Genomic DNA, 22,428 nt, shown 5'->3' with positions numbered 1-22,428 from the left:
CCGCGCCCGTCATGATGCAGTCCCCGCGTCCGCTGCCTGGGCAAAGGCGTGCAGGGCGGGGCCTTCGAGGCGGTAGACGGTCCATCCCTCCTGCGCTTTCGCGCCGGCGGCGCGGTAGAAGGCGATGGCCGGCGCGTTCCAGTCCAGCACCGACCACTCGAAGCGGCCGCAGCCCTGTGCCACCGCCAGCCGTGCCAGGTGCTGCAGCAGCGCCTTGCCGGCACCGCGCCCGCGCTGCTCCGCGCTCACGTACAGGTCTTCCAGGTACAGGCCCTTGCGGCCCAGCCATGTCGAGTAGTTGTGGAAGTACACCGCAAACCCCACCGGCACGCCGTCGGCTTCACAGATCAGCGCGCGGGCGCTGGCATCGGGCGCGAACAGACTGCGGGCAATGCCGCCCTCATCGGTCTGCACCGACGCCTCGGCCTTCTCGTAGACGGCCAGTTCGCGGATGAAGCGCAGGATCAGCCCGGCATCGGCGACCGTCGCCTCGCGGATGTGCAGCGCGGCCGCCGTAGCCATCCGGTCAGCCTCGCGCGGCGGCGACATTGGCCCGCATCGCGCTGATCACCTGCTGGTAGTCCGGCGCATTGAAGATCGCCGAGCCGGCGACGAACGCATCGGCACCCGCGGCGGCGATCGCACCGATGTTCTCGGCCTTGACCCCGCCATCGATCTCCAGCCGGATGTCCTTGCCGCTGGCGTCGATCTTCTGCCGCACCACCTTCAGCTTGTCCAGCGCCGAGGGAATGAACGCCTGCCCGCCGAACCCGGGATTGACCGACATCAGCAGCACCAGGTCCAGGTCGTCCAGCACCCAGTCGAGGCTGTCCACCGGCGTGCCCGGATTGAGCACGAGGCCTGGCTTGCAGCCCAGCGAGCGGATCAGCTGGATCGTGCGGTGCGGGTGGCGGCTGGCCTCGGGATGGAAGCTGATGTACGTGGCACCGGCCTCGGCGAAATCCGGAATGATGCGGTCCACCGGCTCCACCATCAGGTGCACGTCGATCGGCGCGGTCACCCCATGCTTGCGCAGGGCCTGGCAGACCAGTGGCCCGATGGTCAGGTTGGGCACGTAATGGTTGTCCATCACATCGAAATGGACCCAGTCCGCACCGGCGGCGAGGACGGTGTCGACTTCCTCGCCAAGGCGCGCGAAATCGGCGGAGAGGATGGACGGGGCAATGATGCAGTTGGACATGGAAGGGGCCTTCGGCACGGAATGGGGGGAGTCAGCGCTTGCGCAGCGTCTTGATGCGGTCGTAGGCCGCATTGACGCGGCGGCTCTTGGCTTCGGCCTGCCTGAGCAGGTCCGGGGCGGCGCCGATGAGCTTGTCCGGGTGGTACTGGGACATCAGGCGGCGGTAGGCCAGATCGATGTCGGCATCGGTGGCCGACGAGGTGAGGCCCAGTTCCCGGTACGGGTTTTCCTTGTTCAGGCGGAACCAGTCCGCATCGAAGGCATGGCCGATGATCAGGCCCAGCACCGCGCCGAACAGGGGATTGGGCCGGAACAGCAGGGCCCCGGCGATGAAACCCAGCAGTTTTCCGTACCAGCGCATGAGGCTCCGGACCGACACGACGAATTGGGCTTCCATTTTACGTCACAGCCGCCCCGGACGGCTTTACACTAGGCCGCCCGCTGGCCAGCGGGCCCGGACGGGTCCCAGGGCAGCCACATCGATCAAGTCCAGGAGTGCCCGTGCCGACCACGTTGTTGCAATCCGATCTTCCCGGCCTGCCCTTGCGCCACCGTGGCAAGGTGCGTGACGTCTTCGATATCCCGCGCGAGCGCCTGCCGCAGGGAACGCCCCCGGGCGACTACCTGCTGATGGTGGCGACCGACCGGCTCTCGGCGTTCGATGTGGTGCTCCCGGATCCCATTCCCGGCAAGGGCGAAATGCTCTGCCAGGTGTCCAATTTCTGGTTCGCCAAAACCGCCCACCTGATGCCCAACCACCTCACCGGCATCGACGTGGCCAGCGTGCTGCCCGAGGGCGTGGACCCGGCCCTGTACGCCAGGCGCGCGGTGGTGACCCGCAAGCTCAAGCCGGTGCCGGTGGAGGCGATCGCCCGCGGGTACCTGATCGGCAGCGGCTGGAAGGATTACCAGCGCACCGGCAAGGTCAGCGGCATCGAGCTGCCCGATGGCCTGCGCCAGGCCGAGAAACTGCCCGAACCGATCTTCACTCCGTCCACCAAGGCCGCCGTGGGCGACCATGACGAGAACATCGATTTCGATGCGATGGTGAAGACGGTGGGCGTGGACCTCGCCGAGCGCGTGCGCGATGCCACCCTGCGGATCTATGCGTTCGCCGCCGATTACGCGCGCGAGCGCGGCATCCTCCTGGCCGACACCAAGTTCGAGTTCGGCACCGATGAAGACGGTCGCCTGTACATCATGGACGAGATGCTGACACCGGATTCGTCGCGCTACTGGCCGGCGGACGAGTACCAGGTGGGCACCAGCCCGCCGAGCTACGACAAGCAGTTCGTGCGCGATTACCTGGAGACCCTGGACTGGGGCAAGACCGCGCCCGGCCCATCGATTCCGGCCGAGGTGATCGAGCGGACCCGCGCCAAATACGCCGAAGCGCTGCAGCGCCTGGCCGGCATCAGCGTCGATTGAGGGGGTGCCGGCCCTGCGCCGGCGTCTTCCGGGAGGCTCCAATGAACAGCGCAGCCCCGTCCACGCGTCCCGTGGACCGCTATTTCGCCAGCTATTCCGACGATCACCGCAATCGCCTCAACCAGGCGATCCATGTGGTCGCGGTGCCCGCGATCCTGTGGTCGGTGGTGGCCCTGCTGTGGTGCCTGCCCCCGTTGATGACCTGGTTCCAGAACGGCGTCTGGGCCGGGCTGGCGATGTTCGCGGCGTGGTGCTTCTACAACCGCCTCTCGCGCCCGCTCGGCCTCGGCATGCTGGTGCTGCTGTTCGTGTATGGCTGCCTGTGCCGCCTGCTGGAGGCCGAAATCGGGCTGCGCGGCCTGGCGATGGTGGCCATCGGCGTATTCGTGCTGGCCTGGGTGGCGCAGTTCGTCGGCCATCATCTGGAAGGTCGCCGCCCCAGCTTCCTGACCGATCTTACCTATCTGTTGATCGGCCCGGCCTGGGTGATGGCCAAGCTCTATCGCCGCCTCGGTTGGGCCTACTGAGTCTTTACCTGAACGAGACGAGGGGTCGGGGCACGGCCTGGTGACGTGAACGGCCTGCGTCCGGGGCTGCGTCGCTCGCCTGCAAGCGCGCTGACCGCCTACATCTCCATAGGATTACAGGCATTGCCGTATGGGCCGATGGGCGCCGGCGGGTCGCCTCGGAACGCTCACCCCTGCCCGGAACCGGTTGCGTACACGTGGCGTGAGGAGGTCTGCAACTTGCTGAATCAGCGCACGTTTCAGGCCGTTGCATGCCCGTTCGCGGGTATCGGGGAAAGTTAACTGCCTGTTAGACTGTCTGACCTGCTCGTGAATCGGCGATTCCCTGCATGATGCCCAGTCTTGTCCTGCTCCTGGCTCTGCCCTTCCTGATGGCGGCGCTGGTCGCGGCTTTCCCCCGCAGTTCACGCACCATCGCGGCCTGGCTGGCTGCGGCCGCGCCGTTGGGCGGCCTGGCGATACTCGGGTGGCTCACGCCTGCGATCCTCGATGGCACCGTGCTGCGCAGCAGTGGGCAGTGGATGCCGCAGATCGGGCTGGACTTCACCCTGCGCCTGGATGGGCTGGCGTGGATGTTCGGCGGCCTGGTGCTGGGCATCGGCGCGCTGGTCGTGCTGTATGCCCGCTATTACCTCAGCCAGCAGGACAACGCGCACCGTTTCTACTGCTACCTCCTGCTGTTCATGGGCGCGATGCTCGGCATGGTGCTTTCGGGCAACCTGCTGCTGCTGATGATCTTCTGGGAGCTGACCAGCATCAGTTCCTTCCTGCTGATCGGTTTCTGGTCGCACCGCAAGGATGCCCGCGAGGGCGCGCGCATGGCGCTGGTGATCACCGGCGGAGGCGGGCTGGCCCTGCTCGGCGGCGTGCTGCTGATCGGCCGCATCGTCGGCAGTTTCGACCTCGACGTGGTGCTCGCCGCCGGCGACCAGATCCGTGCCAGTGCGCTCTACCCCTATGCCCTGTTCCTGGTACTGGCAGGCATCTTCACCAAGAGCGCGCAGTTCCCGTTCCACTTCTGGCTGCCGCATGCGATGGCCGCGCCGACCCCTGTTTCGGCCTACCTGCACTCGGCCACCATGGTGAAGGCCGGCGTGTTCCTGCTCGCGCGCCTGCATCCGGTGCTGTCCGGCACCGAGCTGTTCTTCTATACCGTCAGTGGCATCGGTGCGGTCACGCTGTTGATCGGCGCCTGGAACGCCATCTTCCAGCATGATCTGAAAGGCCTGCTGGCCTACTCGACCATCTCCCATCTGGGCCTGATCACGCTGCTGTTCGGCCTGTCGGCGCCGATGGCCGTGGTCGCCGGCGTCTTCCACATCATCAACCACGCCACCTTCAAGGCATCGCTGTTCATGGCGGCGGGCATCATCGACCACGAGACCGGCACGCGTGACATGCGGCGGCTGGGTGGACTGCGCAGGCTCATGCCGTTCACCAGCGCGCTGGCGATCATCGCCTCGCTGGCGATGGCCGGCATTCCGCTGCTCAACGGCTTCCTGTCCAAGGAAATGCTGTTTGCCGAGGCACTCGATGCCGGTGGACCGGAACAGTGGCGCCTGGCGGTGTCTGCAGCCGCACTGCTCGCGGGTGTGCTGGGCGTGGCCTACAGCCTGCGCTTCGTGCACGACACCTTCTTCGGCGAGGGGCCCTTCGACCTGGACCGCGTGCCGCACGAACCGCCGCGCTGGATGAAGGTGCCGGTCGAGATCCTGGTGGTGCTGTGCCTGGCGGTCGGCATCGCGCCGGCCATCACCGTGGCGCCGGTGCTGCATGCCGCCGCAGGCGCGATCCTCGGGCCGGCCATGCCCGCCTACAGCCTGTCGATCTGGCACGGCTTCAACCTGCCGCTGGCGATGAGCGCCATTGGCATAGTGGGCGGCATCGCGCTGTATGTCGGCCTGCGCCGTCTGCTGGATTTCCACGCGGTGGAGTCCACGCCCACCGGCCGCAACCTGTTCCATCGCAACCTTGACGCCCTCTCGGCGCTGGCGCAGCGCCTGACGGCGGGCATCGCCAACGGCAGCCTGCAACGCATGCTGCTGGGCCTGGTGGTGGTCGCCATCGTGGTGGCCGCGGCACCCTGGCTGGCCGCGCCCTCGCTGCTGCCCAACTGGCCCTCGCCGCAGTCGATGCCCCTGCTCGGCTGGGGCCTGTGGGCGGTCATGATGGCCTGTGCCATCGCCACCCTGCGCCTGTACAAGCAGCGCCTGCTGGCCGTGCTGCTGGCCGGCGGTGTCGGCCTGATGGTCTCGCTGACCTTCGTGTTCCTGTCCGCGCCGGACCTCGCACTGACCCAGTTGCTGGTGGAGATGGTCACCCTGGTGCTGATGCTGCTGGGCATGAACTACCTGCCGGCGCAGTCGGTCACCGAACGCTCGCGGGTACGGCGCTACCGTGACATCGTGATCGCGGTGTGCGCGGGACTGGGCATGGCGGCGATGGCCTACACCGCCATGACCCTGCCACCGAACACGATCGCCGGCGAACTGCTCGCCCGCTCACTGCCGGAGGCCTACGGCACCAACGTGGTCAACGTCATCCTGGTCGACTTCCGCGGCTTCGATACGTTTGGTGAGATCACCGTGTTCGGCATCGCCGCGCTCGTGGTGCACGCCATGCTGCGCCGCTCGCGCATGGCGCCGGAGCAGATCATGCCCGGCCCACCGATCAAGCTGCCGGTGCCGGCCGATCTGGCCCAGGTCATGTTCCCGCTGACGCTCACCGTCTCGATCTTCATGTTCCTGCGCGGCCACAACTCGCCCGGTGGCGGTTTCATCGCCGGCCTGATCCTTGCCGTGCCGCTGCTGATCCAGTACGTCATCCAGGGCACGGCGTCGGTGGAGTCGCGCTTCGGCTTCGATTACATCCGCTGCATCGGCATCGGGTTGCTTGCTGCGGTGCTCAGTGGCGCGGCGTCGATGCTGTTCGGCGTCCCGTTCCTCACCAGCGGCCACCTTGACCTGGTGGTGCCGGTGATCGGCACGGTGCCGCTGGCCAGCGCGATCGGGTTCGATATCGGCGTCTACCTGGTGGTGTTCGGTGGCGCGATGCTGATGCTCTCGATGATGGGCACCATCAAGCCGTCGCGCACACGAACGGCGCGCCGCGGCGAGATCGATCCGCAGAACCGTTCCGCACTGACCGGGGAGTCGCACTGATGGAACTCGCCCTCGCCAGCGCCATCGGCGTACTGACCATGCTCGGCGTCTACCTGCTGCTGCGCGCGCGCAGCTTCGACGTGATCCTGGGTATGACCTTCCTGTCCTACGCCACCAACCTGATCATCTTCGCCGGCGGCCGCCTCGTGCAGGGCAAGCCGCCGGTGCTCAGGCCCGGGCTGGCCGGCAACCTCGGCAACTACACCGATCCGCTGCCGCAGGCGCTGGTGCTGACGGCCATCGTGATCGCCTTCGCGATGACCGCCGTGACCATCGTGCTGGCCATCCGCAGCCGCAGTGACAACCACAGCGACCACGTGGATGCGCATGAGCCGGACGACGATGCGCCACCGCGCCGTGACGAGGACCACGCATGAACCATCTGGCGATCCTGCCGATCCTGATTCCCCTGGTGGGCGCGGCACTGTCGCTGTTCGTCGAGCACCGCCGCTACGGCCCGCGCGTGCAGCGCTCGGTGGCCTGGGCCACGATGGCGGCGCTGTTCGCGGCGGTGCTGATGGTGTTCGCGCGCACCGCCGACGGCCAGCCGATGGTCTACCTGCTCGGCGACTGGCCGGCGCGGCTGGGGATCGCGCTGGTGGCCGACCGCCTTTCGGCCTGGATGCTGCTGACCACCGTGCTGCTGGCCATTGGCTGCCTGATGCACGCGTGCTCGGGCTGGGATCGCCGCGCACCACACTTCCACGCCCTGTTCCAGTTCCAGCTGGTAGGCCTCAACGGCGCCTTCCTGACCGGCGACATCTTCAATCTCTTCGTGTTCTTCGAGGTGATGCTGATCGCCTCCTACGGCCTGCTGCTCAGCGGCGGCCGCGGCCTGCGCATGCGCATCGGCCTGCATTACGTGGTGTTCAACGTCACTGCGTCCACGCTGTTCCTGATCGCGCTGGGCCTGCTGTACGCCACGCTCGGCTCGTTGAACATGGCCGAGATCTCCCAGCGCATCGCCGAGGTCCCGCCCTCGCACCTGCTGCTGGTCAAGGCCATGCTGGGCCTGCTGATGCTGGTGTTCTGCGCCAAGGCCGCGCTGATGCCGCTGTACCTGTGGCTGCCCGAGTCCTACGCGCGTGCGCCGGCGGCCGTGGCCGCGCTGTTTGCAATCATGACCAAGGTCGGCCTGTATGCCGTGCTGCGCGTGCAGACCCTCTGGCTCGGCGACAGCGCCGGGGCGCTGGCGGGCTACGGCCGCGAGTGGCTGCTGTGGGCCGGCGTGGCAACGCTCGCGCTCGGCGGTCTGGGCGTGCTGGCGGCCGTGCGGCTGCGGGTGCTGGTCTCCTACCTGGTGATCATCTCCGCCGCGACGCTGTTCATTGCGTTCTCCATCGGCAACCAGCAGGTGCTCACCGCAGGCCTGTATTACCTTCCGCACAGTACCTTCGTGGCGGCCGCGCTGTTCCTGATCGCCGACCTGATCCGCCGCCGCCGCGGCGGGGCCAGTGATCGCAAGGAAATCATCGCACCGATGCCGGGCCGGGAAACGCCGGCGGTGCTGTTCCTGATCGCCGCGATCTCCATCGCCGGCCTGCCGCCGCTGTCCGGGTTCCTGGCCAAGGCGGCGCTGCTGCAGGGCGTGCCGGAGGCCTACACGGCGCCGGTATGGGCCGCCGTGCTGGGCAGCAGCCTGCTGGTGATCATGGGCCTGGCCCGCGGGGGCATCCGGCTGTTCTGGCGGGTGCCGGCCATTGATCCGCAGGCACCGCGCCCGCGCAAGGCGCCGACCCGTCGCATCGAGCTCCTGGCCGCCTGCCTGCTGCTGCTGTACGGCATCGGCATGACCGTGTTCGCCGCACCGCTGATGCGCCACGCCGATGCCATCGCCAGCGACCTGCTCACGCCTGCGGGCTATGTCGATGAGGTGCGCGCGACCACTCCGGAGATCCGCAACCCATGAGCGCCCGTCCTTCCCTCCGCCGCCGCGTGTTTCCCTCGCCCCCGTTGAGCCTGATGGTGCTGGTGTTCTGGCTGTTGATGTCAGACAGCTTCAGCGTGGGCCTGCTGCTGCTCGGCGCCATCCTCGGCGTGGTGATCCCGCTGTTCGCCGCGCGCATCGACCGCGAGTTCGCGCGCATCGGCACGCTGCGTCCGGTGCCCAAGCTGCTGGTGGTCACCCTGTGGGACATCCTGGTGTCCAACATCGAGGTGGCGCGGCAGGTGCTCGGCAGGGAGAGCAGGATCCATCCCGGCTTCGTCTGGATCCCGCTGGACATCGGCAACATCCATGGCATCGCTGCGCTCACCAGCATGATCACCCTCACGCCCGGCACGGTATCGGCCGCGCTCAGCGATGACCGCAAATACCTGCTGGTGCACGTGCTCAACCTCGATGATCCCGAGCACCTGATCGCCGAGATCAAGCGCCGTTACGAAGCCCCGCTGATGGAGATCTTCCCATGACCGGTTTCCAGTTCATCCAGACCACGCTGGTGGCGTGCATGCACATCGTCGGCCTCGCCATGCTGCTGGCCACCTGGCGGCTGCTGCGTGGCCCCACCGTGCCCGACCGCATCCTCGCGCTGGACACGCTTTCGGTCACCGCCATCGCCGAACTGATGCTGTTCGGCATGTACCTCAACTCCGCGGTCTACTTCGAGGCCGCGCTGATCATCGCCATGCTCGGCTTCGGCAGCACCGTGGTGCTGAGCAAGTTCGTGCTGCGCCGGGACATCGTCGAATGATCACCTTCTTCCAGATCAGCCTGTCGCTGCTGCTGCTGTTCGGCTGCTTCTTCATTCTCGTGGGCGCGCTGGGGCTGGTGAAGCTGTCCACGTTCTTCAAGCGCCTGCACGCACCCACCAAAGCGAGCACGCTGGGCGTGGGCTGTGTGCTGGTCGCTTCGGTCTGTTACCACATCTTCCTGGGGCAGGATCCGCAGCCACGCGAACTGCTCATCACCATCTTCCTGTTCATCACCGCGCCGATCAGCGCGCACCTCATGGCAAAGGCCGCGCTGTCACTGCTGATGGAAACCCGGCCAAGCCTGCCCGGCAACGAGCGCGCCGCCGAGGAACAACTGCCGCCGCCGGAGCCCGTGCGCGAGCACGAGATGCCCGATGGCGAAGGCACCTACACCATGAGTGACGCCGAGAAGTAAGGCGGTTTCCGGGTGCGCAGCGCCGGGAGGGTCCCGGCACTGCCCCGGGCTGCCGCGGTCTCAGCCGCAGCCTTCGGCGTAGTCCACCTGCGGCGAGCGGCCCACGCGCCACTGGCTGACCTTGCCGTTGGCATCCAGCGTGAAATCCACGATGCCGTTGCCTTCCTGCTGCGGGCGCACGCGCAGGTGCTGGGCCTGCGGATCGTATTTGTCCGGGCCGAGGTCGGCGCGCTCCGGGTACAGCTGCTGCAGCTCGCCCAGCGACATGCCCACGCGCCCGCCGCCCGGCGCCACGATGGCCGGCCCGCGTACGTCGAAACGTACCAGCCTGCGGCCTTCGATCATCAGGAACGGACCTTCCGGCGCGGCCTTTTCCGGACGCAGCAGATAGCAGTCCTCGTTGCCGTCATCAGCGGCCAGCGGCTTGCCGGCGGCGTCCGTACCCAGGCCCTGCAGCGGCTCGCCGAAACGGCTGCGCACCTCATCGATGCTCGCGCCCAGCGGCACCGCGCCGAAGCCGTCCAGCCGGGCGGGGCTGTCCGGGCGCGGATCCACCGGCGAACTCACCGCGAGGTCCGGGCTGGCGGAGACCACGTCCGGGCGTGCCGGATCCGTGGCAGAGGCCTCGGCGTTGGGCATGGCCGTGTCCGGCGTGGTTTCCGGCGTGCGGTTGCACGCCGTCATCGAAAGCAGCAGCAGGCCAGCCAGCGGAAGGGTTCTCATCGGCACGCTCCGGGGTATGAAGGATGGGCGCCACGCTAACCCAGCCGGTGTGCACAGCGCATTGTCATCACCCTTTAACCGCCGGCGCTCACCCTCGCTCCGTCCGCCGCACCTGTCCGCGCCCATGCTCCCGCTCAAGACCGACCACGCCAGAACGGTGCTGCAGGGCCACCGTACGGCGCTGGACATGCGCCAGCGCCGCCTGCTGATCCTCTGCGACGGGCAGCGCGACGTGGCCGCCCTGAGTGCCCTGCTCGGGCCGGACACGCCGGACAGGGTGGCGGCGTTGATCGAGGCAGGCTACCTGCAGGCGGTGTCCGGCGCGCCGCCCGGCGTTGCTCCGGTCGCTGTATCAATGGCGCCGCCACCCGCCGTGGCACCGGCTCGGCGGCGCTCGCTCGTCGCCGCGCGGATCTATCTCATCGGCATCCTCGAGCTACAGCGGCACCCGGAGGCGGCCGGTTGGCTACACGCCCTGCAGCAGGCACGCGCGGAGGCCGACCTGGTGTCCGCCATGCAGGACGCGATCACCGCATTGCCCGGACTCACCTCGATCGGCTACGCCGCGCGGGTGCGCGAGCGGTTGCTGGAGGTGATGCCCCCCGAGTACGCCGCAGCGCTGGAAACGACATCTGGCGCAGCCACTACCTAGCCGTGCCGTCCTGCGGGCGGACGGGCGACCCCTCAGCGGAAGTTGTTCTTCAACCCGCTCCAGCACTGCTGGTAATCCGGCTGGCGGTGGTCGGCGGCCAGCGCCTGCGCGGTGGGGCGGATGACCCCACGCGTCTCGAACATGAAGGCCATGGTGTCCTTGATCTCGTCAGCCCGGCCCAGATCGGCGGCCGAGGCCTTGTCGAAGGTCGCCACATCAGGGCCATGGCCGCTCATGCAGTTGTGCAGCGACGCACCGCCGGGCACGAAGCCTTCGGCCTTGGCGTCGTACGCACCGTGCACCAGGCCCATGAACTCGCTGGCGATGTTGCGGTGGAACCAGGGCGGCCGGAACGTGTGCTGGGCGACCAGCCAGCGCGGCGGGAAGATCGCGAAATCCATGTTGCTGGTGCCCGGCGTATCACTGGGCGAGTGCAGCACCAGGAAGATCGACGGGTCCGGATGATCGAAGCTGATCGAGCCGATGGTGTTGAAACGGCGCAGATCGTAGCGGTAGGGCGCGTAGTTGCCGTGCCAGGCGACGACGTCCAGCGGCGAGTGGTCGATGTCCGCGCGCCACAGGCGGCCGTCGAACTTGGCGATCAGTTCGAACGCCCCATCGCGGTCTTCGAATGCCGCATGCGGCGTTTCGAAGTCCCGGGGGTTGGCCAGGCCGTTGGCGCCGATCGGGCCAAGGTCCGGAAGCTTCAGCAGCGCGCCGAAGTTCTCGCAGACATAGCCGCGTGCCTGCCCATCGGGCAGCTCCACACGGAAACGGACGCCGCGTGGAATGACGGCGATCTGCTGCGGCTCGAGGTCGATCACGCCGAGCTCGGTGAGCAGACGCAGGCGGCCCAGCTGCGGCACGATCAGCAGCTCACCGTCGGCATCGTAGAAGTACCGGCCGACCATGTCCCGGTTGGCCGCGTACAGGTGGATCGCCACGCCGGCATGGGCGTCTGGCGCGCCGTTGCCGCCCATCGTATACAGGCCATCGACGAAATCCGCAGGCGTTGCAGGCAGCGGCAGCGGGCTCCAGCGCAACTGGTTCGGCGAGGCTGGCAGGGCGCTGAAATCACTGTGCAGGCGCGGTTGCGCATACGGTTGGAACTCGCCATGGGTGACCGCCGGGCGGATCCGGTACAGCCAGCTGCGGCGATTGCTGCCACGCGGGGCGGTGAACGCCGTGCCGGACAGCTGTTCCGCGTACAGTCCATGGGCCACCCGCTGCGGCGAATTCTGTCCGACCGGCAGCGCACCTTCGCGCGCTTCGCTGGCAAATTCGTTGCCGAAACCGGTCTGGTAGCCGCGCGGTTCGATGGTCTCGCTCATGTCAGCCTTCCTTCATGGGCCGGCTGGCAGCCGGCCCCTCGCTTGCGATCGTAGTCCTGCCGCCGCCGGGCTTCAAAGCACGCCGCGGCGCATCTGGTCGCGTTCGATGCTTTCGAACAGCGCGGTGAAGTTGCCCTCGCCGAAGCCTTCGTTGCCCTTGCGCTGGATGATCTCGAAGAAGATCGGGCCGATGCTGTTGAGGGTGAAGATCTGCAGCAGCTTGCGCTGGTGGGTCTCCGGATCGGCATCGATCAGGATCTTGTTCTTCGCCAGCCGGGCGACGTCCTCGCCGTGCCCCGGCACGCGCTGGTCGATCACCTCGAAGTAGGTCTCCGGGGTATCGAGGAACTGCACGCCCTGCGCGCGCATCGCTTCAACGGTGGCATAGATGTCATCGGTGAAGCAGGCGATGTGCTGGATGCCCTCGCCCTTGTAGGCATCGAGATATTCGTTGATCTGGCTCTTGGGATCGGACGATTCGTTGAGCGGGATGCGCACGATGCCGTCCGGCGCGGTCATCGCCTTGGACACCAGGCCGGTCTTGAGGCCCTTGATGTCGAAGTAACGGATTTCGCGGAAGTTGAACAGGCGCTCGTAGTAATCCGACCACTGCTGCATGTTGCCGAAATACAGGTTGTGGGTCAGGTGATCGATGAAGGTCAGCCCGAAGCCCTTCGGGGCCGGCTCGGCGCCTTCCACGGGCACGAAGTCGCCTTCGTAGATGCTGCCGCCGGCGCCGTAGCGGTCGACCAGGTACAGCATGCAATCGCCGATGCCCTTGATCACCGGTGCGTTGACCGCCCTGGTCTCCGGCTTGACGTCCACGGCTTCGGCACCGTTGCCAAGCGCGGTGGCATACACCTCCGCGCCCGGACGCTGGAAACGGATCGCGAAACCACACGCGCAGGGGCCGTGCTTGGCGGCGAAGTCGGCCGCGAACGAATCCGGGTCCTCGTTGACCAGGAAGTTGACGTCACCCTGGCGGTAGACGGTGATCGCGCGCGAAACGTGCTTGAGCACAGCGCTGAAGCCCATGCTGCGGAAGTACGCGTGCAGCTCGTGGCCACGGCCTGCCGGGGCGGCGAATTCGACGAACTCGAAGCCGTCGATGCCCATGGGATTTTCGAACGTGGTGACCTGCATGCCGAGGTTGGGCTGCGAGGCGGTCTGGACGGTGGTATTCATGGCAAAGGGCTCCAGGCAATCCGCGCGGTCACAAAGAGCGTGCGGGCGGCGGGCAGACCCGCGAGAATGCGGAGTCTTGAACCTCCGTTATAGTTACAGCTGTAACCACCAGCAAGGTGCACCGCAACATGAGCCCACCCGATCCCGCTTCCACCAGCGTGCGCGCTTCGCACGTCCTGCTCGACCTGGAGCAGTTTCTGCCTTATCGGCTGAGCGTGCTGTCCAACCGCGTCAGCAGCAACATCGCCAAGCTGTATGGCGACCGCTACGGCCTGGCGATTCCGGAATGGCGGGTGATCACCATCCTCGCGCTGTACCCCGGTTCCTCGGCGAGCGAGGTGTCCGAGCGCACGGCGATGGACAAGGTGGCGGTCAGCCGGGCCGTGGCGCGCCTGCTGGAGCGGGGTTTCATCAAGCGCGAAACGCATGGCGATGATCGCCGCCGCTCGGTGCTGGCGCTGTCTGCGGCCGGCTTCGAGGTCTACGAGACCATCGCGCCGATGGTGATCGAGATCACCCGCAAGCTGATGTCGGTCCTCAGCGAAGACGAAGAGCAGCTGCTGGAGACCCTGATCCTGCGCCTGGCCGGCGAAGGCCTGCAACGCATGGCCGACTGAGAAACCGGGACGGAACGGGCCCGGTCACCGCGCCGCTGCGGTGCCGGCCAGATCAGTCAGGCCCTGATTCCCAGCCTTCCCCTGATGCGGGCAAGGTCCGGGTTGAGATGGTGTGCAAGGGTGCGCATGGCCGCAGGGAACGCGGGCTGCCGCAGGGCGTGGCCGACCTGTGCGGTGAGCGTGCGCAGCGGTGCTGCGTGCGCCGCTCCGGAATCGCTGTAGGCCCTGGCGTGCTCGGCGAGTTCGCAGGCAAGCTCGGTCCGGAGCCAGCCGATTCCCGGCGGCGACGGAACACTCGAGTAGGCCGCCTCGAAGATCATCGCGGCCAGGGCTGCGGCATAGCGGTGTCGCGCCTCGGGCTGGCCCCCGCCGTACTCGCCGAACAGCGCATCAAGCAACCGTGTCCCGGCGGGCTGGCGCTGCAGCCACGCGCGCACCGCATTCGCCAGACGTTCCACGGCGTCACGGCGTACGTCGGTGTCTGCGATGGTGTTCAGGCTGCACAGCAGGCTCCGCTCGTCGCCCAGCAGGCGCGCGTCCAGCAGCTCCCCTGCCTCGCGCACGCCCGGCTGCAGGCCGTCCGGCAGGGTGCCCGACGCGTCGATCACCGCCCCTGTCAGCGCCGCGTCGGCCAGATCCGGCCAGGCGGTCGCGGAATCGGTGCGGTCAGCCAGGCGATCGATCCGCGCCCCGCGCAGATCGCAGTCCAGCAGGTGTACGCCGCACAGCTCACGCGGCAGCAACGTTGCCCGCAGATCACAATGCCGGAAGGTGGCGCCACGGAGCCGGAGTGCACTCATGTCCTGGCCGGCGAGGTTGACGTCCACCAGTGCGTGCCAGGCGAGGTTGGCGGGAAGGCGGATGGAACGCAGATCGAGACCGTCCAACGGACGCTCGCCAGAGATCGGATTGGAGTCCGCGTCGCGTACACCGCCTCGCTCCAGCAGCTGCTGCGTTCGCGCGCAGACACGCTGCCGGGCGTTTTCGAGCGTCGCCAGCTGCAGCGGAGCGCGGAGCAGCCGCGTGTTCTGACCCCGCTCGGGGACATGACCGACATCCAGCCCCAGCCAGGCGAACAGATTCGTTGCAGGTGTGGTCGAGGTCGCAGGCACCGGGGGTGCGACGACCTGCCAACCCTGACGGTCATCACGGCTGAGCAGGGTCTGGTCGGGCAGGCACTTCACCCCTTCGCAGCCGGCGCTCGAGGCTTCCGCCAGCATGCGGCCCAAGGCCACCAGCAGCCGCACGTGCGCGCGCCATGCCGTGTTCTGCGCCGTCGCCGAGAGCACGCGCGGGAAGGGAGCATTGCGGATCGCCACAAGCGCGTCCATCGACGCGCCCAGCTCCCGGCGCGCATCGGCCAGCGCCGCGACGTCCACCGTGCTCCGGCGCGGAGCGAACGGCGTCGATGATGGGCCAGCAGCAGAGAGCACGGCACCGCCTGGAGGAAGGAGACGCCGCATTCTGTGCGCCGATCAGCGTCCGATGCTTGCAGAAACCGGACCGCCCGCTGGCGCGATCACATTGTGCGCGCCCCCCACGAGCGGCTGCGTCCTGATCGGCCTGCGCCGCTGTTTTCAGCTGAGGTGGCGGCGTTGGGCGAAGACCCAGGGCGCGGCGAGCGCGCCGACGGCGCCGGCGGCGAAGCCCAGCGAGGCGGCGACGCTGGCCGCTTCGATCGCGCCCGGCAACGCCAGCGCGGCGGTGACCAGCAGGGCCGACGGCAAGGCCACGAAGGTGGCCAGGAAGAAACCCCAGCGCGGTTGCCACGTCCGCAGCTGCAGCAGGCTCACCGGCTGCCACGTGTCCGCAGCCGCCTCCTCGGCCTGCGCACGCGCCACCTTGACCAGATCCACCTCGGGCAGCGCCCGGCCGGGGCGGGCCTTGGCCAGCGCCTGCTCCACGGCGTCCACGGCGGGATGGCCGGTGGGCCATGGCTGCGGCGCGGCCACGCCGTAGGCGGACAGCAGCGGCACCGTGATCCACGGCGCCAGCAACGGCTGCAACCGTCGCCTGCCGAGCACGCACCACACCTGTGCCTGGCCCTGCACGGTGACCTGGTAGAGCGCCAGTTCGGCGGCGGCCGGGTACCCGAGCATGCTCACCCGCGCAGCCAGCGTCGAGACGTCCATCGCCCGCAGGAAGCCCGGCCGCGTACGCCCTTCATGCATCCACGCCAGTCCCAGCGCACCGACCAGGCACGCCTCCGCCGCGTCCTTGGCGCCCACCGTGGCCCGCTCATCGCTTGCCAGGAACCAGGCCAGCGAGCGTGGCTCGGCCACATCGGCCTTCGTCCAGCGCCCGCTGTCGCCCAGCACGTGGCGCAGCGGCAGCCGCACCGGCGCGGTCTGGCCGCGTTCGCCGGGGCTGAGGAACGGCAGCACGCTCTGCACGAACGTGCCGATGTCCAGCGCACGCCCGCCCTGCCCCAGCCACACGGGTGGCAGCAGTCCTGCCAGTTTCGGATCGCGCGCGAGGGCGTCCAGCTGCTCCTTCTGTTCCACCAGCCGCTGTACCAGGCCGTTGAGCACTGCATTGTCCGGCAGGGCGATCGAGGGCAGGTGGTGGACCGGCGGCAGGGCATCGGCCTTGAACGCATCCACCCGCGCCACCGGCACGCGCTCAGGCACCGGAGGCGCAGCGTCGTCCACGGCATGGAGGATCGGATGATCGGCGTGGTCGGTGGTCATCAGCGCTCCGGACAGGCGCCTGGCAGGCGCGGCATGAGGTCCTTGGCCTTATCGGCAGCGCTGCGGCGAACTTCAGCGCCGCAGGTCGGCACTCACCGCACGTGCCTCAGTGCGGTGCCCATTCCTGCAGGAAGGCGAGGAACCTGCCGCGGTCGTAGCCTTTGCCCTGTTCCAGGTCGCCGGTGAACTGCGAATGCAGCAGCCGACCGTCCGCGTCCAGCACGAACAGGTGGGGGTAGGCCTTCACTTGCGGATACTGCGAGAGAAACGCGGTGTTCTCGTTGTCTTCGCTGTAGTTGACCTTCATCCACACGTACTTCGCATCGCGCAGGCGGCGCACCTCGGCGTCGCCTTCCACGAACCGGTCGAGGATATGGCACCACGCGCACCACTCACCGCCCACGTCCAGGATGATGCGCTTGCCGGCACGCTGGGCTTCGACCTTGGCCGTGGCCAGGTCATCGGCCGGGTCACGGGCCGGATCGAACGCTGCGTTGAGGCCCGCGATGGCGGCGATGTCCGCCGCCGCCGGGGTGTTGCCCGAGGCCACCGGCACGCTGGGATCAGCGGCCGGCGGCGTGGTCGAAGGCGTGTCCACCGGCTGCGCAGGTGCCTTGCCGGTCTCCGGTCCCGAAGGCGAGCACGCGGCCAGGGCGGCAGCGATGATCAGGGCGGAGCACGAACGGAGGGGCCTGCGCATGGTGGAGTTCCTCGAAGGGAGTGCGGTTACTTGACGCCGTGCATCAGCTTCTGGATCAGCGGCGCCACCAGGAACAGCAGCACGCCCGACCCGACCAGCGCATAGAAGCCGAAGGTATACCCGGCATGTGCCGACTGCACCGTCATGCCACCCTCGCCACTGACCCGCCCGGCGAAGATGCCGGCCAGATTGTTGCCGATGGCGATGGACAGGAACCAGCAGCCCATGGCCATGCCACCCAGGCGCGCCGGGGCCAGCTTGGTGGTCATCGACAGGCCGATCGGCGACAGGCACAGCTCACCCACCGACTGGATCACGTACACCATGAACAAGGTCCAGAACGGAATCTTGCCGGCGCCATCGACCATGCTCGACAGGGCCACCATCAGCAGCAGGAACGCCAGGCCGTTGAACACCAGGCCCAGGCCGAACTTGCGCGGGATGGAGGGGTTGGCGCGGCCCATCTTCACCCACAGCCACGCCAGCAGCGGGGCCAGGGTGATGATGGCGATGGAGTTCACCGACTGGAACCACTCCAGCGGGAAGGTCCAGTCACCGAACTGGCGATCCACGATACGGTCGGCCAGGAAGGTGAAGGAGCTGCCCGCCTGCTCGAAGAACATCCAGAACAGCACGTTGAACATGAAGATCACCAGCATCGCGATGACCTTGTCGCGGCTGACGCCGCCGCCGCGGATGCCTTCCACCAGCAGCATGAGCGCCGGCACCACGAACAGCGCCATCAGCAGGTACTGCAGCGCCTGCGCGTCGATGGTCAGCAGGAAGTAGAACAGCGGCACGCCGACCACGGCGCCGACCAGGGCGACCAGACCCACGCGCGAGAGGCTCTGCTGGCCCGGGGTCGGCTCGCCGATGCCCTTGAGCTGCCGGCGGCCCAGCCAGAACCACACCAGGCTGATCAGCATGCCCACGCCGGCGCAGATGAACACGATCTGGTAATGCGGCATGGCGTCGGTGCCGAAGATCTCGCGCGCCAGCCAGCCGGTGATGACCGGGGCGATCATCGCACCGATGTTGATGCCCATGTAGAAGATGGTGAAGCCCGAATCGCGGCGCGAGTCACCCTGCAGGTACAGCTTGCCCACCAGCGTGGAGATGATCGGCTTGAACAGCCCGTTGCCCACGATGATGGTGGCCAGGCCGAGCTTGAACAGCAGTTCGGTCGGCGAGGCAAGCATGAACAGCCCCACGCTCATGAACACCGCACCGAGCAGGATGGAGCGCTGGAAACCGATCAGTTTGTCGGCCACGTAGCCGCCGAAGATCGCGCCTGCGTACACCAGCGCCAGGTACGCACCGTACAGTTCGCTGGCCGGACGCTCACCACTGGCATCGCCGCCATGGAACTGCGCCACGATGTACAGCACCATGGCCCAGCGGATGCCGTAGAACGCGAAGCGCTCCCAGAATTCGGCCATGAACAGCATCCACAACGGTCGTGGGTGGCCGAGGATTGTCTTGAACTCCGGCACGGCCGGTTCGGGGGTGTTCGCAGTGGCGTTCAGGCTCATGCGGGATTCCTGGTTCGGTGGATGTCGGGCACGTCCGTGTGCCGGGATAACGCGCGAGGATCACCGACTTCCTGCGTTCACGTCAAATAAACACTGTTCGATGCAGAACGGCACCGGGTTGCTGAACTTGCACGGGCAAGCCATGCGACAAAGCTGAACACGGCACGCGTCGCATGCGTCCTCACGGGTGCGCCCGGACGGGCGATGGCCTTGCAGCCTCCGCTCCGCGTCAGCCCTCCAGCGTGGTCCGTACCTGGAACAGCTCCGGGAAGAACGTCAGTTCCAGGGCCTTGGCCAGGAACCCCACGCCCGACGAGCCGCCGGTGCCGCGCTTGAACCCGATGACCCGCATCACCGTGCGCATATGACGGAAGCGCCAGAGCTGGAAGGCGGTCTCCAGGTCCACCAGATCCTCGCACAGCGCGTACTCGCGCCAGTAGCGGTCGGTGTTCTGGTAGATCCGCTCGAACACCGGGTGCAGGGCATCGTCCGCCACGTGCGGCTGGGTCCAGTCCCGCTGAAGATACTGCGCCGGGATGTCATGGCCGAAGCGCGCCAGGTACTGCAGGAACTCTTCGTACAGGCTGGGCGCCTCCAGTGCCGCGCGCAGGCCGGCCTGACCGTCCACATCGTGCTCGAACACCTTGAGCATCTGCGCGTTCTTGTTGCCCAGCAGGAACTCGATATAGCGGTACTGCAGGGACTGGAATCCCGAAGACGGCCCCAGCACGTCGCGGAAACCCATGTATTCGGAGGGCGTCAGCGTTTCCAGCACCGACCACTGCTCGGTCAGCTGGCGCAGCACCTGCTTGCTACGGGCCAGGCCCTTCTGGCACTGCCACACCTGGTCGCGCTGCAGGTAACCGATCGCCGCGCGCAGCTCGTGAGCCAGCAGCTTCAGCCAGAGCTCTGAGGTCTGGTGCTGGATGATGAAGAGCATTTCGTCGTGGTGTGGCGGGCTGGACAGCGGCTGCTGGGCGGAAAGCAGTTGGTCCAGCCGCAGGTAGCCGCCGTACGTCAGGCGGTCATGCAGATCTGTGTGGATGCCGGCCTCGAGATCGCGCTGGTTGTTGTCGACGGACATTGACGCTTGCTACTGCGGGAAAGCCGACACGATAGCAGCCGTCTGCACCTGCAGGGGGTTGCGGCGCATCCGGGACAATGCCTGCCCGGGTGTGGGCCCGCGCCGGCCGTCGTGGAACGCACACTTCCGCAAGCTGGCGCGTGGAACCCCTTACGAACGGCGCGCCGAGGCGTATTCTGATGCACTGCAGCATCGCCTGAATACGTAATCCCGCTTGGATTGTCACCGCGCTTGGCGGCAGGGAAGCGGCCTGCGTTGCTGCGCCGCAGGACGGCTTTTTCCTCCGCCCTCCTTAACATAGCAATTCATATCATTTGTAACTTCCTGTCGAAGGTGTGGCCCGCAATGACAGTTGCCGCTGAGTTCAAGATCGAATACCTCCAGTACCTCGACGCCGACGGCACGCTCGTCCGCGACGACCTGCCCGCCTCGCTGCGCGATCCGCAGGCGCTGGTACCGCTGTTCAAGCAGATGCTCTATGTGCGCGTCTTCGACAGCAAGTCCATCGCCCTGCAGCGCACCGGCAAGCTCGGCACCTATGCCGCCTGCCTGGGGCACGAGGCCGCACACGTGGGCATCGGTGCCGCCATGCACGCCGACGATGTGTTCGCCCCCAGCTACCGCGAATACGGCGCGATGTTCATGCGCGGCGTGCGTCCCTATGACGTGCTCATGTACTGGGGCGGCGACGAGCGTGGCAACGACTACGCCGGCGGTGCCGCCAAGGACTTCCCGTTCTGCGTGCCGATCTCCACGCAGTGCCTGCACGCTGCGGGAGCCGCGCTGAAGTTCAAGCTCAACAACGAGCCGCAGATCGCCGTGGCGGTCTGTGGTGACGGCGGCAGCTCCAAGACGGACTTCTACGCCGCGCTCAACTCAGCCGGTGCCTACAAACTCCCGCTGGTCCTGTGCATCGTCAACAACGGCTGGGCGATCTCGGTGCCGCGCTCGGCGCAGACCGGTGCCGAAACGCTGGCCCAGAAGGGCCTGGCCGGTGGCCTGCACTGCCTGCAGGTGGACGGCAACGACCTGATCGCCGTGCTGGCCGCGATGGAGCAGGCGCGCGCGCGCGGCCTGGCCGGTGAAGGCGGCACTGTGCTGGAACTGATGACCTATCGCCTGTCCGACCACACCACCGCCGATGACGCGCGCCGCTACCGCGACGACGCCGAGGTCAAGGACGCCTGGTTGCTCGAACCGATGCTGCGCCTGCGCAAGTACCTCACCGCGCAGGGCGTGTGGAGCGAGGCCGAAGAGAAGGCGTGGATCGAGCAGTGTGGCGCCCGCGTGGACAGCGATGTCAACGAGTACCTCAACACGCCGGTGCAGCCGGTGGAGGCCATGTTCGATTTCCTCTACGCCGATCCGCCGGCCGATCTGCTGGCCCAGCGTGCCGCCGCCATCGCCCTGGAGCAGCGCAATGGATGAGATCAGGCACAGCGCATCCGCTTCCCGCACCAATGCCGCCGACAGCGCCGCTGTCGCCGGTGGAGACACGGTCATGACCACTAACCCCATCACCCTCATCGAGGCCATCACCCAGGCACTGGCCTGGGAGCTCGAGCATGACAGCTCGGTGCTGGTGCTCGGCGAGGACGTCGGCGTCAACGGCGGCGTGTTCCGCGCCACCGCCGGCCTGCAGCAGCGTTTCGGCGCCAACCGCATCCTCGACACCCCGCTGGATGAGACCACCATCGCCGGCCTGACCATCGGCCTGGCCGCGCAGGGCATGAAGCCGGTCGCCGAGGCGCAGTTCGACGGTTTCATGTACCCGATGGTGGACCACATCATCTGCCACGCCGCCCGCCTGCGGACCCGCACGCGCGGCCGCCTGCACTGCCCGATGGTGCTGCGCGTGCCGTGGGGCGGTGGCATCCGTGCGCCGGAACACCACAGCGAGGCCAACGAATCGATCTTCACCAACGTGCCGGGCCTGCGCGTGGTGCTGCCGTCTTCGCCGCAGCGTGCCTATGGCCTGCTGCTGGCCGCGATCCGCGAGCCGGATCCGGTGATCTACATGGAACCCAAGCGCATCTACCGCCAGTACAAGGAAGTCGTGGTCAACGATGGCGAGGCGCTGCCGCTGGATGTGTGCTTCGTGCTGCGCGACGGCACCGACGTGACCCTGGTGACCTGGGGCGCACAGGTGAAGGAAGCGCTCGAGGCGGCCGACAAGCTGGCCGGCGAAGGCATCAGTGCCGAGGTCATCGACGTGGCCACGCTGCGTCCGCTGGACTTCGCCACCATCGCCGAATCGGTCGCCAAGACGGGCCGCTGCGTGATCGTGCAGGAGGCGCCCAAGACGGCCGGCTTCGGTGCCGAGATCGCCGCGCGCCTGGCCGAGGAATCCCTGTACGACCTGCTGGCACCGGTCGAGCGGGTTACCGGCTATGACACCCACATTCCGCTGTTCCGCCTGGAAATGAAGTACCTGCCCAGCGTCGAGCGGATCGTGGCGGCGGCCAAGCGTGCCGTTGCGGCGGGCTGA

General features: G+C 67.6%; 23 protein-coding genes. 12 read left to right on the top strand and 11 right to left on the bottom strand.

Features of this window, described 5'->3' with window-relative positions; translation table 11 throughout:
* Positions 1-9: 9 nt before the first annotated feature.
* The 3 genes from FHY09_RS08935 to FHY09_RS08925 are packed head-to-tail and all read right to left on the bottom strand — an operon-like array spanning position 10 to position 1,562.
* Positions 10-522, bottom strand: a complete 513-nt coding sequence (locus tag FHY09_RS08935) for a GNAT family N-acetyltransferase (protein WP_166926267.1) — start codon at positions 520-522, stop codon at positions 10-12.
* 4 nt (positions 523-526) lie between these two features.
* Positions 527-1,201, bottom strand: a complete 675-nt coding sequence (gene rpe / locus FHY09_RS08930) for a ribulose-phosphate 3-epimerase (protein ID WP_166926266.1) — start codon at positions 1,199-1,201, stop codon at positions 527-529.
* Positions 1,202-1,232: 31 nt separating this feature from the next.
* A complete protein-coding gene (locus tag FHY09_RS08925) occupies positions 1,233-1,562 on the bottom strand; it encodes a DnaJ domain-containing protein (RefSeq protein ID WP_166926264.1) in 330 nt (109 codons plus the stop codon).
* Positions 1,563-1,702: 140 nt separating this feature from the next.
* Between FHY09_RS08925 and FHY09_RS08920 the strand changes: the two genes are divergently transcribed.
* The 8 genes from FHY09_RS08920 to FHY09_RS08885 all read left to right on the top strand — a co-directional run bounded on the left by FHY09_RS08920 (position 1,703) and on the right by FHY09_RS08885 (position 9,426).
* The gene (locus FHY09_RS08920; RefSeq protein WP_166926261.1) at positions 1,703-2,629 is read left to right on the top strand and encodes a phosphoribosylaminoimidazolesuccinocarboxamide synthase; all 927 of its coding nucleotides are present in this window, start codon (positions 1,703-1,705) and stop codon (positions 2,627-2,629) included.
* 41 nt (positions 2,630-2,670) lie between these two features.
* Positions 2,671-3,156 (top strand): Mpo1-like protein, encoded by a 486-nt coding sequence (locus tag FHY09_RS08915; RefSeq protein WP_166926259.1) that lies wholly within the window; start codon positions 2,671-2,673, stop codon positions 3,154-3,156.
* 329 nt (positions 3,157-3,485) lie between these two features.
* Positions 3,486-6,317 (top strand): monovalent cation/H+ antiporter subunit A, encoded by a 2,832-nt coding sequence (locus FHY09_RS08910; RefSeq protein WP_456362752.1) that lies wholly within the window; start codon positions 3,486-3,488, stop codon positions 6,315-6,317.
* Positions 6,317-6,694 carry a Na+/H+ antiporter subunit C gene (locus FHY09_RS08905; protein ID WP_166926253.1) on the top strand — a complete coding sequence of 126 codons (378 nt, stop codon included), beginning with the start codon at positions 6,317-6,319 and terminating at the stop codon, positions 6,692-6,694. The genes FHY09_RS08910 and FHY09_RS08905 overlap by 1 nt, the downstream gene beginning before the upstream one ends.
* Positions 6,691-8,226, top strand: coding sequence for a monovalent cation/H+ antiporter subunit D (locus FHY09_RS08900; protein ID WP_166926251.1), 1,536 nt, complete (start codon positions 6,691-6,693; stop codon positions 8,224-8,226). Before FHY09_RS08905 ends, FHY09_RS08900 begins: the two co-directional genes overlap by 4 nt.
* Positions 8,223-8,729 carry a Na+/H+ antiporter subunit E gene (locus FHY09_RS08895; protein WP_166926248.1) on the top strand — a complete coding sequence of 169 codons (507 nt, stop codon included), beginning with the start codon at positions 8,223-8,225 and terminating at the stop codon, positions 8,727-8,729. The genes FHY09_RS08900 and FHY09_RS08895 overlap by 4 nt, the downstream gene beginning before the upstream one ends.
* A complete protein-coding gene (locus tag FHY09_RS08890; RefSeq protein WP_166926246.1) occupies positions 8,726-9,010 on the top strand; it encodes a K+/H+ antiporter subunit F in 285 nt (94 codons plus the stop codon). Before FHY09_RS08895 ends, FHY09_RS08890 begins: the two co-directional genes overlap by 4 nt.
* The gene (locus tag FHY09_RS08885) at positions 9,007-9,426 is read left to right on the top strand and encodes a Na+/H+ antiporter subunit G (protein WP_166926243.1); all 420 of its coding nucleotides are present in this window, start codon (positions 9,007-9,009) and stop codon (positions 9,424-9,426) included. The genes FHY09_RS08890 and FHY09_RS08885 overlap by 4 nt, the downstream gene beginning before the upstream one ends.
* A gap of 60 nt (positions 9,427-9,486) precedes the next feature.
* On the opposite strand, the gene FHY09_RS08880 is transcribed toward FHY09_RS08885, so the two are convergent.
* Positions 9,487-10,149, bottom strand: coding sequence for a hypothetical protein (locus FHY09_RS08880; RefSeq protein ID WP_166926240.1), 663 nt, complete (start codon positions 10,147-10,149; stop codon positions 9,487-9,489).
* 124 nt (positions 10,150-10,273) lie between these two features.
* Between FHY09_RS08880 and FHY09_RS08875 the strand changes: the two genes are divergently transcribed.
* Positions 10,274-10,801 (top strand): hypothetical protein, encoded by a 528-nt coding sequence (locus tag FHY09_RS08875; RefSeq protein ID WP_166926237.1) that lies wholly within the window; start codon positions 10,274-10,276, stop codon positions 10,799-10,801.
* A gap of 32 nt (positions 10,802-10,833) precedes the next feature.
* On the opposite strand, the gene hmgA is transcribed toward FHY09_RS08875, so the two are convergent.
* Positions 10,834-12,132: a homogentisate 1,2-dioxygenase gene (gene hmgA / locus FHY09_RS08870; protein WP_166926234.1), complete on the bottom strand. Its 1,299-nt coding sequence runs from the start codon at positions 12,130-12,132 to the stop codon at positions 10,834-10,836.
* Between the two features lie 72 nt (positions 12,133-12,204).
* Entirely contained in the window at positions 12,205-13,317 is a 1,113-nt protein-coding gene (gene hppD, locus FHY09_RS08865; protein WP_456362751.1) for a 4-hydroxyphenylpyruvate dioxygenase, read from the bottom strand.
* A 128-nt stretch (positions 13,318-13,445) separates the two neighbouring features.
* Between hppD and FHY09_RS08860 the strand changes: the two genes are divergently transcribed.
* The gene (locus FHY09_RS08860; RefSeq protein ID WP_166926232.1) at positions 13,446-13,934 is read left to right on the top strand and encodes a MarR family winged helix-turn-helix transcriptional regulator; all 489 of its coding nucleotides are present in this window, start codon (positions 13,446-13,448) and stop codon (positions 13,932-13,934) included.
* Positions 13,935-13,990: 56 nt separating this feature from the next.
* On the opposite strand, the gene FHY09_RS08855 is transcribed toward FHY09_RS08860, so the two are convergent.
* The 5 genes from FHY09_RS08855 to FHY09_RS08835 all read right to left on the bottom strand — a co-directional run bounded on the left by FHY09_RS08855 (position 13,991) and on the right by FHY09_RS08835 (position 19,940).
* Positions 13,991-15,367 carry a pentapeptide repeat-containing protein gene (locus FHY09_RS08855; RefSeq protein WP_166926230.1) on the bottom strand — a complete coding sequence of 459 codons (1,377 nt, stop codon included), beginning with the start codon at positions 15,365-15,367 and terminating at the stop codon, positions 13,991-13,993.
* Positions 15,368-15,511: 144 nt separating this feature from the next.
* Positions 15,512-16,624 carry a hypothetical protein gene (locus tag FHY09_RS08850; RefSeq protein ID WP_456362750.1) on the bottom strand — a complete coding sequence of 371 codons (1,113 nt, stop codon included), beginning with the start codon at positions 16,622-16,624 and terminating at the stop codon, positions 15,512-15,514.
* 106 nt (positions 16,625-16,730) lie between these two features.
* Positions 16,731-17,324, bottom strand: a complete 594-nt coding sequence (locus tag FHY09_RS08845) for a thioredoxin family protein (RefSeq protein WP_166926227.1) — start codon at positions 17,322-17,324, stop codon at positions 16,731-16,733.
* Between the two features lie 26 nt (positions 17,325-17,350).
* Positions 17,351-18,856: an oligopeptide:H+ symporter gene (locus FHY09_RS08840; RefSeq protein WP_166926225.1), complete on the bottom strand. Its 1,506-nt coding sequence runs from the start codon at positions 18,854-18,856 to the stop codon at positions 17,351-17,353.
* Between the two features lie 229 nt (positions 18,857-19,085).
* Positions 19,086-19,940 (bottom strand): tryptophan 2,3-dioxygenase family protein, encoded by an 855-nt coding sequence (locus tag FHY09_RS08835; protein WP_166926223.1) that lies wholly within the window; start codon positions 19,938-19,940, stop codon positions 19,086-19,088.
* A gap of 345 nt (positions 19,941-20,285) precedes the next feature.
* Between FHY09_RS08835 and pdhA the strand changes: the two genes are divergently transcribed.
* Both pdhA and FHY09_RS08825 read left to right on the top strand, forming a co-directional pair.
* Entirely contained in the window at positions 20,286-21,368 is a 1,083-nt protein-coding gene (pdhA, locus tag FHY09_RS08830; protein ID WP_166926221.1) for a pyruvate dehydrogenase (acetyl-transferring) E1 component subunit alpha, read from the top strand.
* Complete coding sequence (locus FHY09_RS08825; protein WP_166926219.1) at positions 21,361-22,428, top strand: alpha-ketoacid dehydrogenase subunit beta; 1,068 nt, start codon at positions 21,361-21,363, stop codon at positions 22,426-22,428. The genes pdhA and FHY09_RS08825 overlap by 8 nt, the downstream gene beginning before the upstream one ends.

It is taken from the genome of Xanthomonas sp. 60, assembly GCF_011761925.1.
The sequence above is the reverse complement of the archived record's forward strand: the minus strand, read 5'-3'. Positions and strand labels throughout refer to the sequence as shown.

Excerpts from the sequence above, each read along its gene's own strand:
- FHY09_RS08935 (WP_166926267.1), bottom strand. The coding sequence starts at position 522 with ATGGCTACGGCGGCCGCGCTGCACATCCGCGAGGCGACGGTCGCCGAT.
- rpe (WP_166926266.1), bottom strand. The coding sequence starts at position 1,201 with ATGTCCAACTGCATCATTGCCCCGTCCATCCTCTCCGCCGATTTCGCG.
- FHY09_RS08925 (WP_166926264.1), bottom strand. The coding sequence starts at position 1,562 with ATGCGCTGGTACGGAAAACTGCTGGGTTTCATCGCCGGGGCCCTGCTG.
- FHY09_RS08915 (WP_166926259.1), top strand. The coding sequence starts at position 2,671 with ATGAACAGCGCAGCCCCGTCCACGCGTCCCGTGGACCGCTATTTCGCC.
- FHY09_RS08910 (WP_456362752.1), top strand. The coding sequence starts at position 3,486 with ATGATGCCCAGTCTTGTCCTGCTCCTGGCTCTGCCCTTCCTGATGGCG.
- FHY09_RS08905 (WP_166926253.1), top strand. The coding sequence starts at position 6,317 with ATGGAACTCGCCCTCGCCAGCGCCATCGGCGTACTGACCATGCTCGGC.
- FHY09_RS08900 (WP_166926251.1), top strand. The coding sequence starts at position 6,691 with ATGAACCATCTGGCGATCCTGCCGATCCTGATTCCCCTGGTGGGCGCG.
- FHY09_RS08895 (WP_166926248.1), top strand. The coding sequence starts at position 8,223 with ATGAGCGCCCGTCCTTCCCTCCGCCGCCGCGTGTTTCCCTCGCCCCCG.
- FHY09_RS08890 (WP_166926246.1), top strand. The coding sequence starts at position 8,726 with ATGACCGGTTTCCAGTTCATCCAGACCACGCTGGTGGCGTGCATGCAC.
- FHY09_RS08885 (WP_166926243.1), top strand. The coding sequence starts at position 9,007 with ATGATCACCTTCTTCCAGATCAGCCTGTCGCTGCTGCTGCTGTTCGGC.
- FHY09_RS08880 (WP_166926240.1), bottom strand. The coding sequence starts at position 10,149 with ATGAGAACCCTTCCGCTGGCTGGCCTGCTGCTGCTTTCGATGACGGCG.
- FHY09_RS08875 (WP_166926237.1), top strand. The coding sequence starts at position 10,274 with ATGCTCCCGCTCAAGACCGACCACGCCAGAACGGTGCTGCAGGGCCAC.
- hmgA (WP_166926234.1), bottom strand. The coding sequence starts at position 12,132 with ATGAGCGAGACCATCGAACCGCGCGGCTACCAGACCGGTTTCGGCAAC.
- hppD (WP_456362751.1), bottom strand. The coding sequence starts at position 13,317 with ATGAATACCACCGTCCAGACCGCCTCGCAGCCCAACCTCGGCATGCAG.
- FHY09_RS08860 (WP_166926232.1), top strand. The coding sequence starts at position 13,446 with ATGAGCCCACCCGATCCCGCTTCCACCAGCGTGCGCGCTTCGCACGTC.
- FHY09_RS08850 (WP_456362750.1), bottom strand. The coding sequence starts at position 16,624 with ATGACCACCGACCACGCCGATCATCCGATCCTCCATGCCGTGGACGAC.
- FHY09_RS08845 (WP_166926227.1), bottom strand. The coding sequence starts at position 17,324 with ATGCGCAGGCCCCTCCGTTCGTGCTCCGCCCTGATCATCGCTGCCGCC.
- FHY09_RS08840 (WP_166926225.1), bottom strand. The coding sequence starts at position 18,856 with ATGAGCCTGAACGCCACTGCGAACACCCCCGAACCGGCCGTGCCGGAG.
- FHY09_RS08835 (WP_166926223.1), bottom strand. The coding sequence starts at position 19,940 with ATGTCCGTCGACAACAACCAGCGCGATCTCGAGGCCGGCATCCACACA.
- pdhA (WP_166926221.1), top strand. The coding sequence starts at position 20,286 with ATGACAGTTGCCGCTGAGTTCAAGATCGAATACCTCCAGTACCTCGAC.
- FHY09_RS08825 (WP_166926219.1), top strand. The coding sequence starts at position 21,361 with ATGGATGAGATCAGGCACAGCGCATCCGCTTCCCGCACCAATGCCGCC.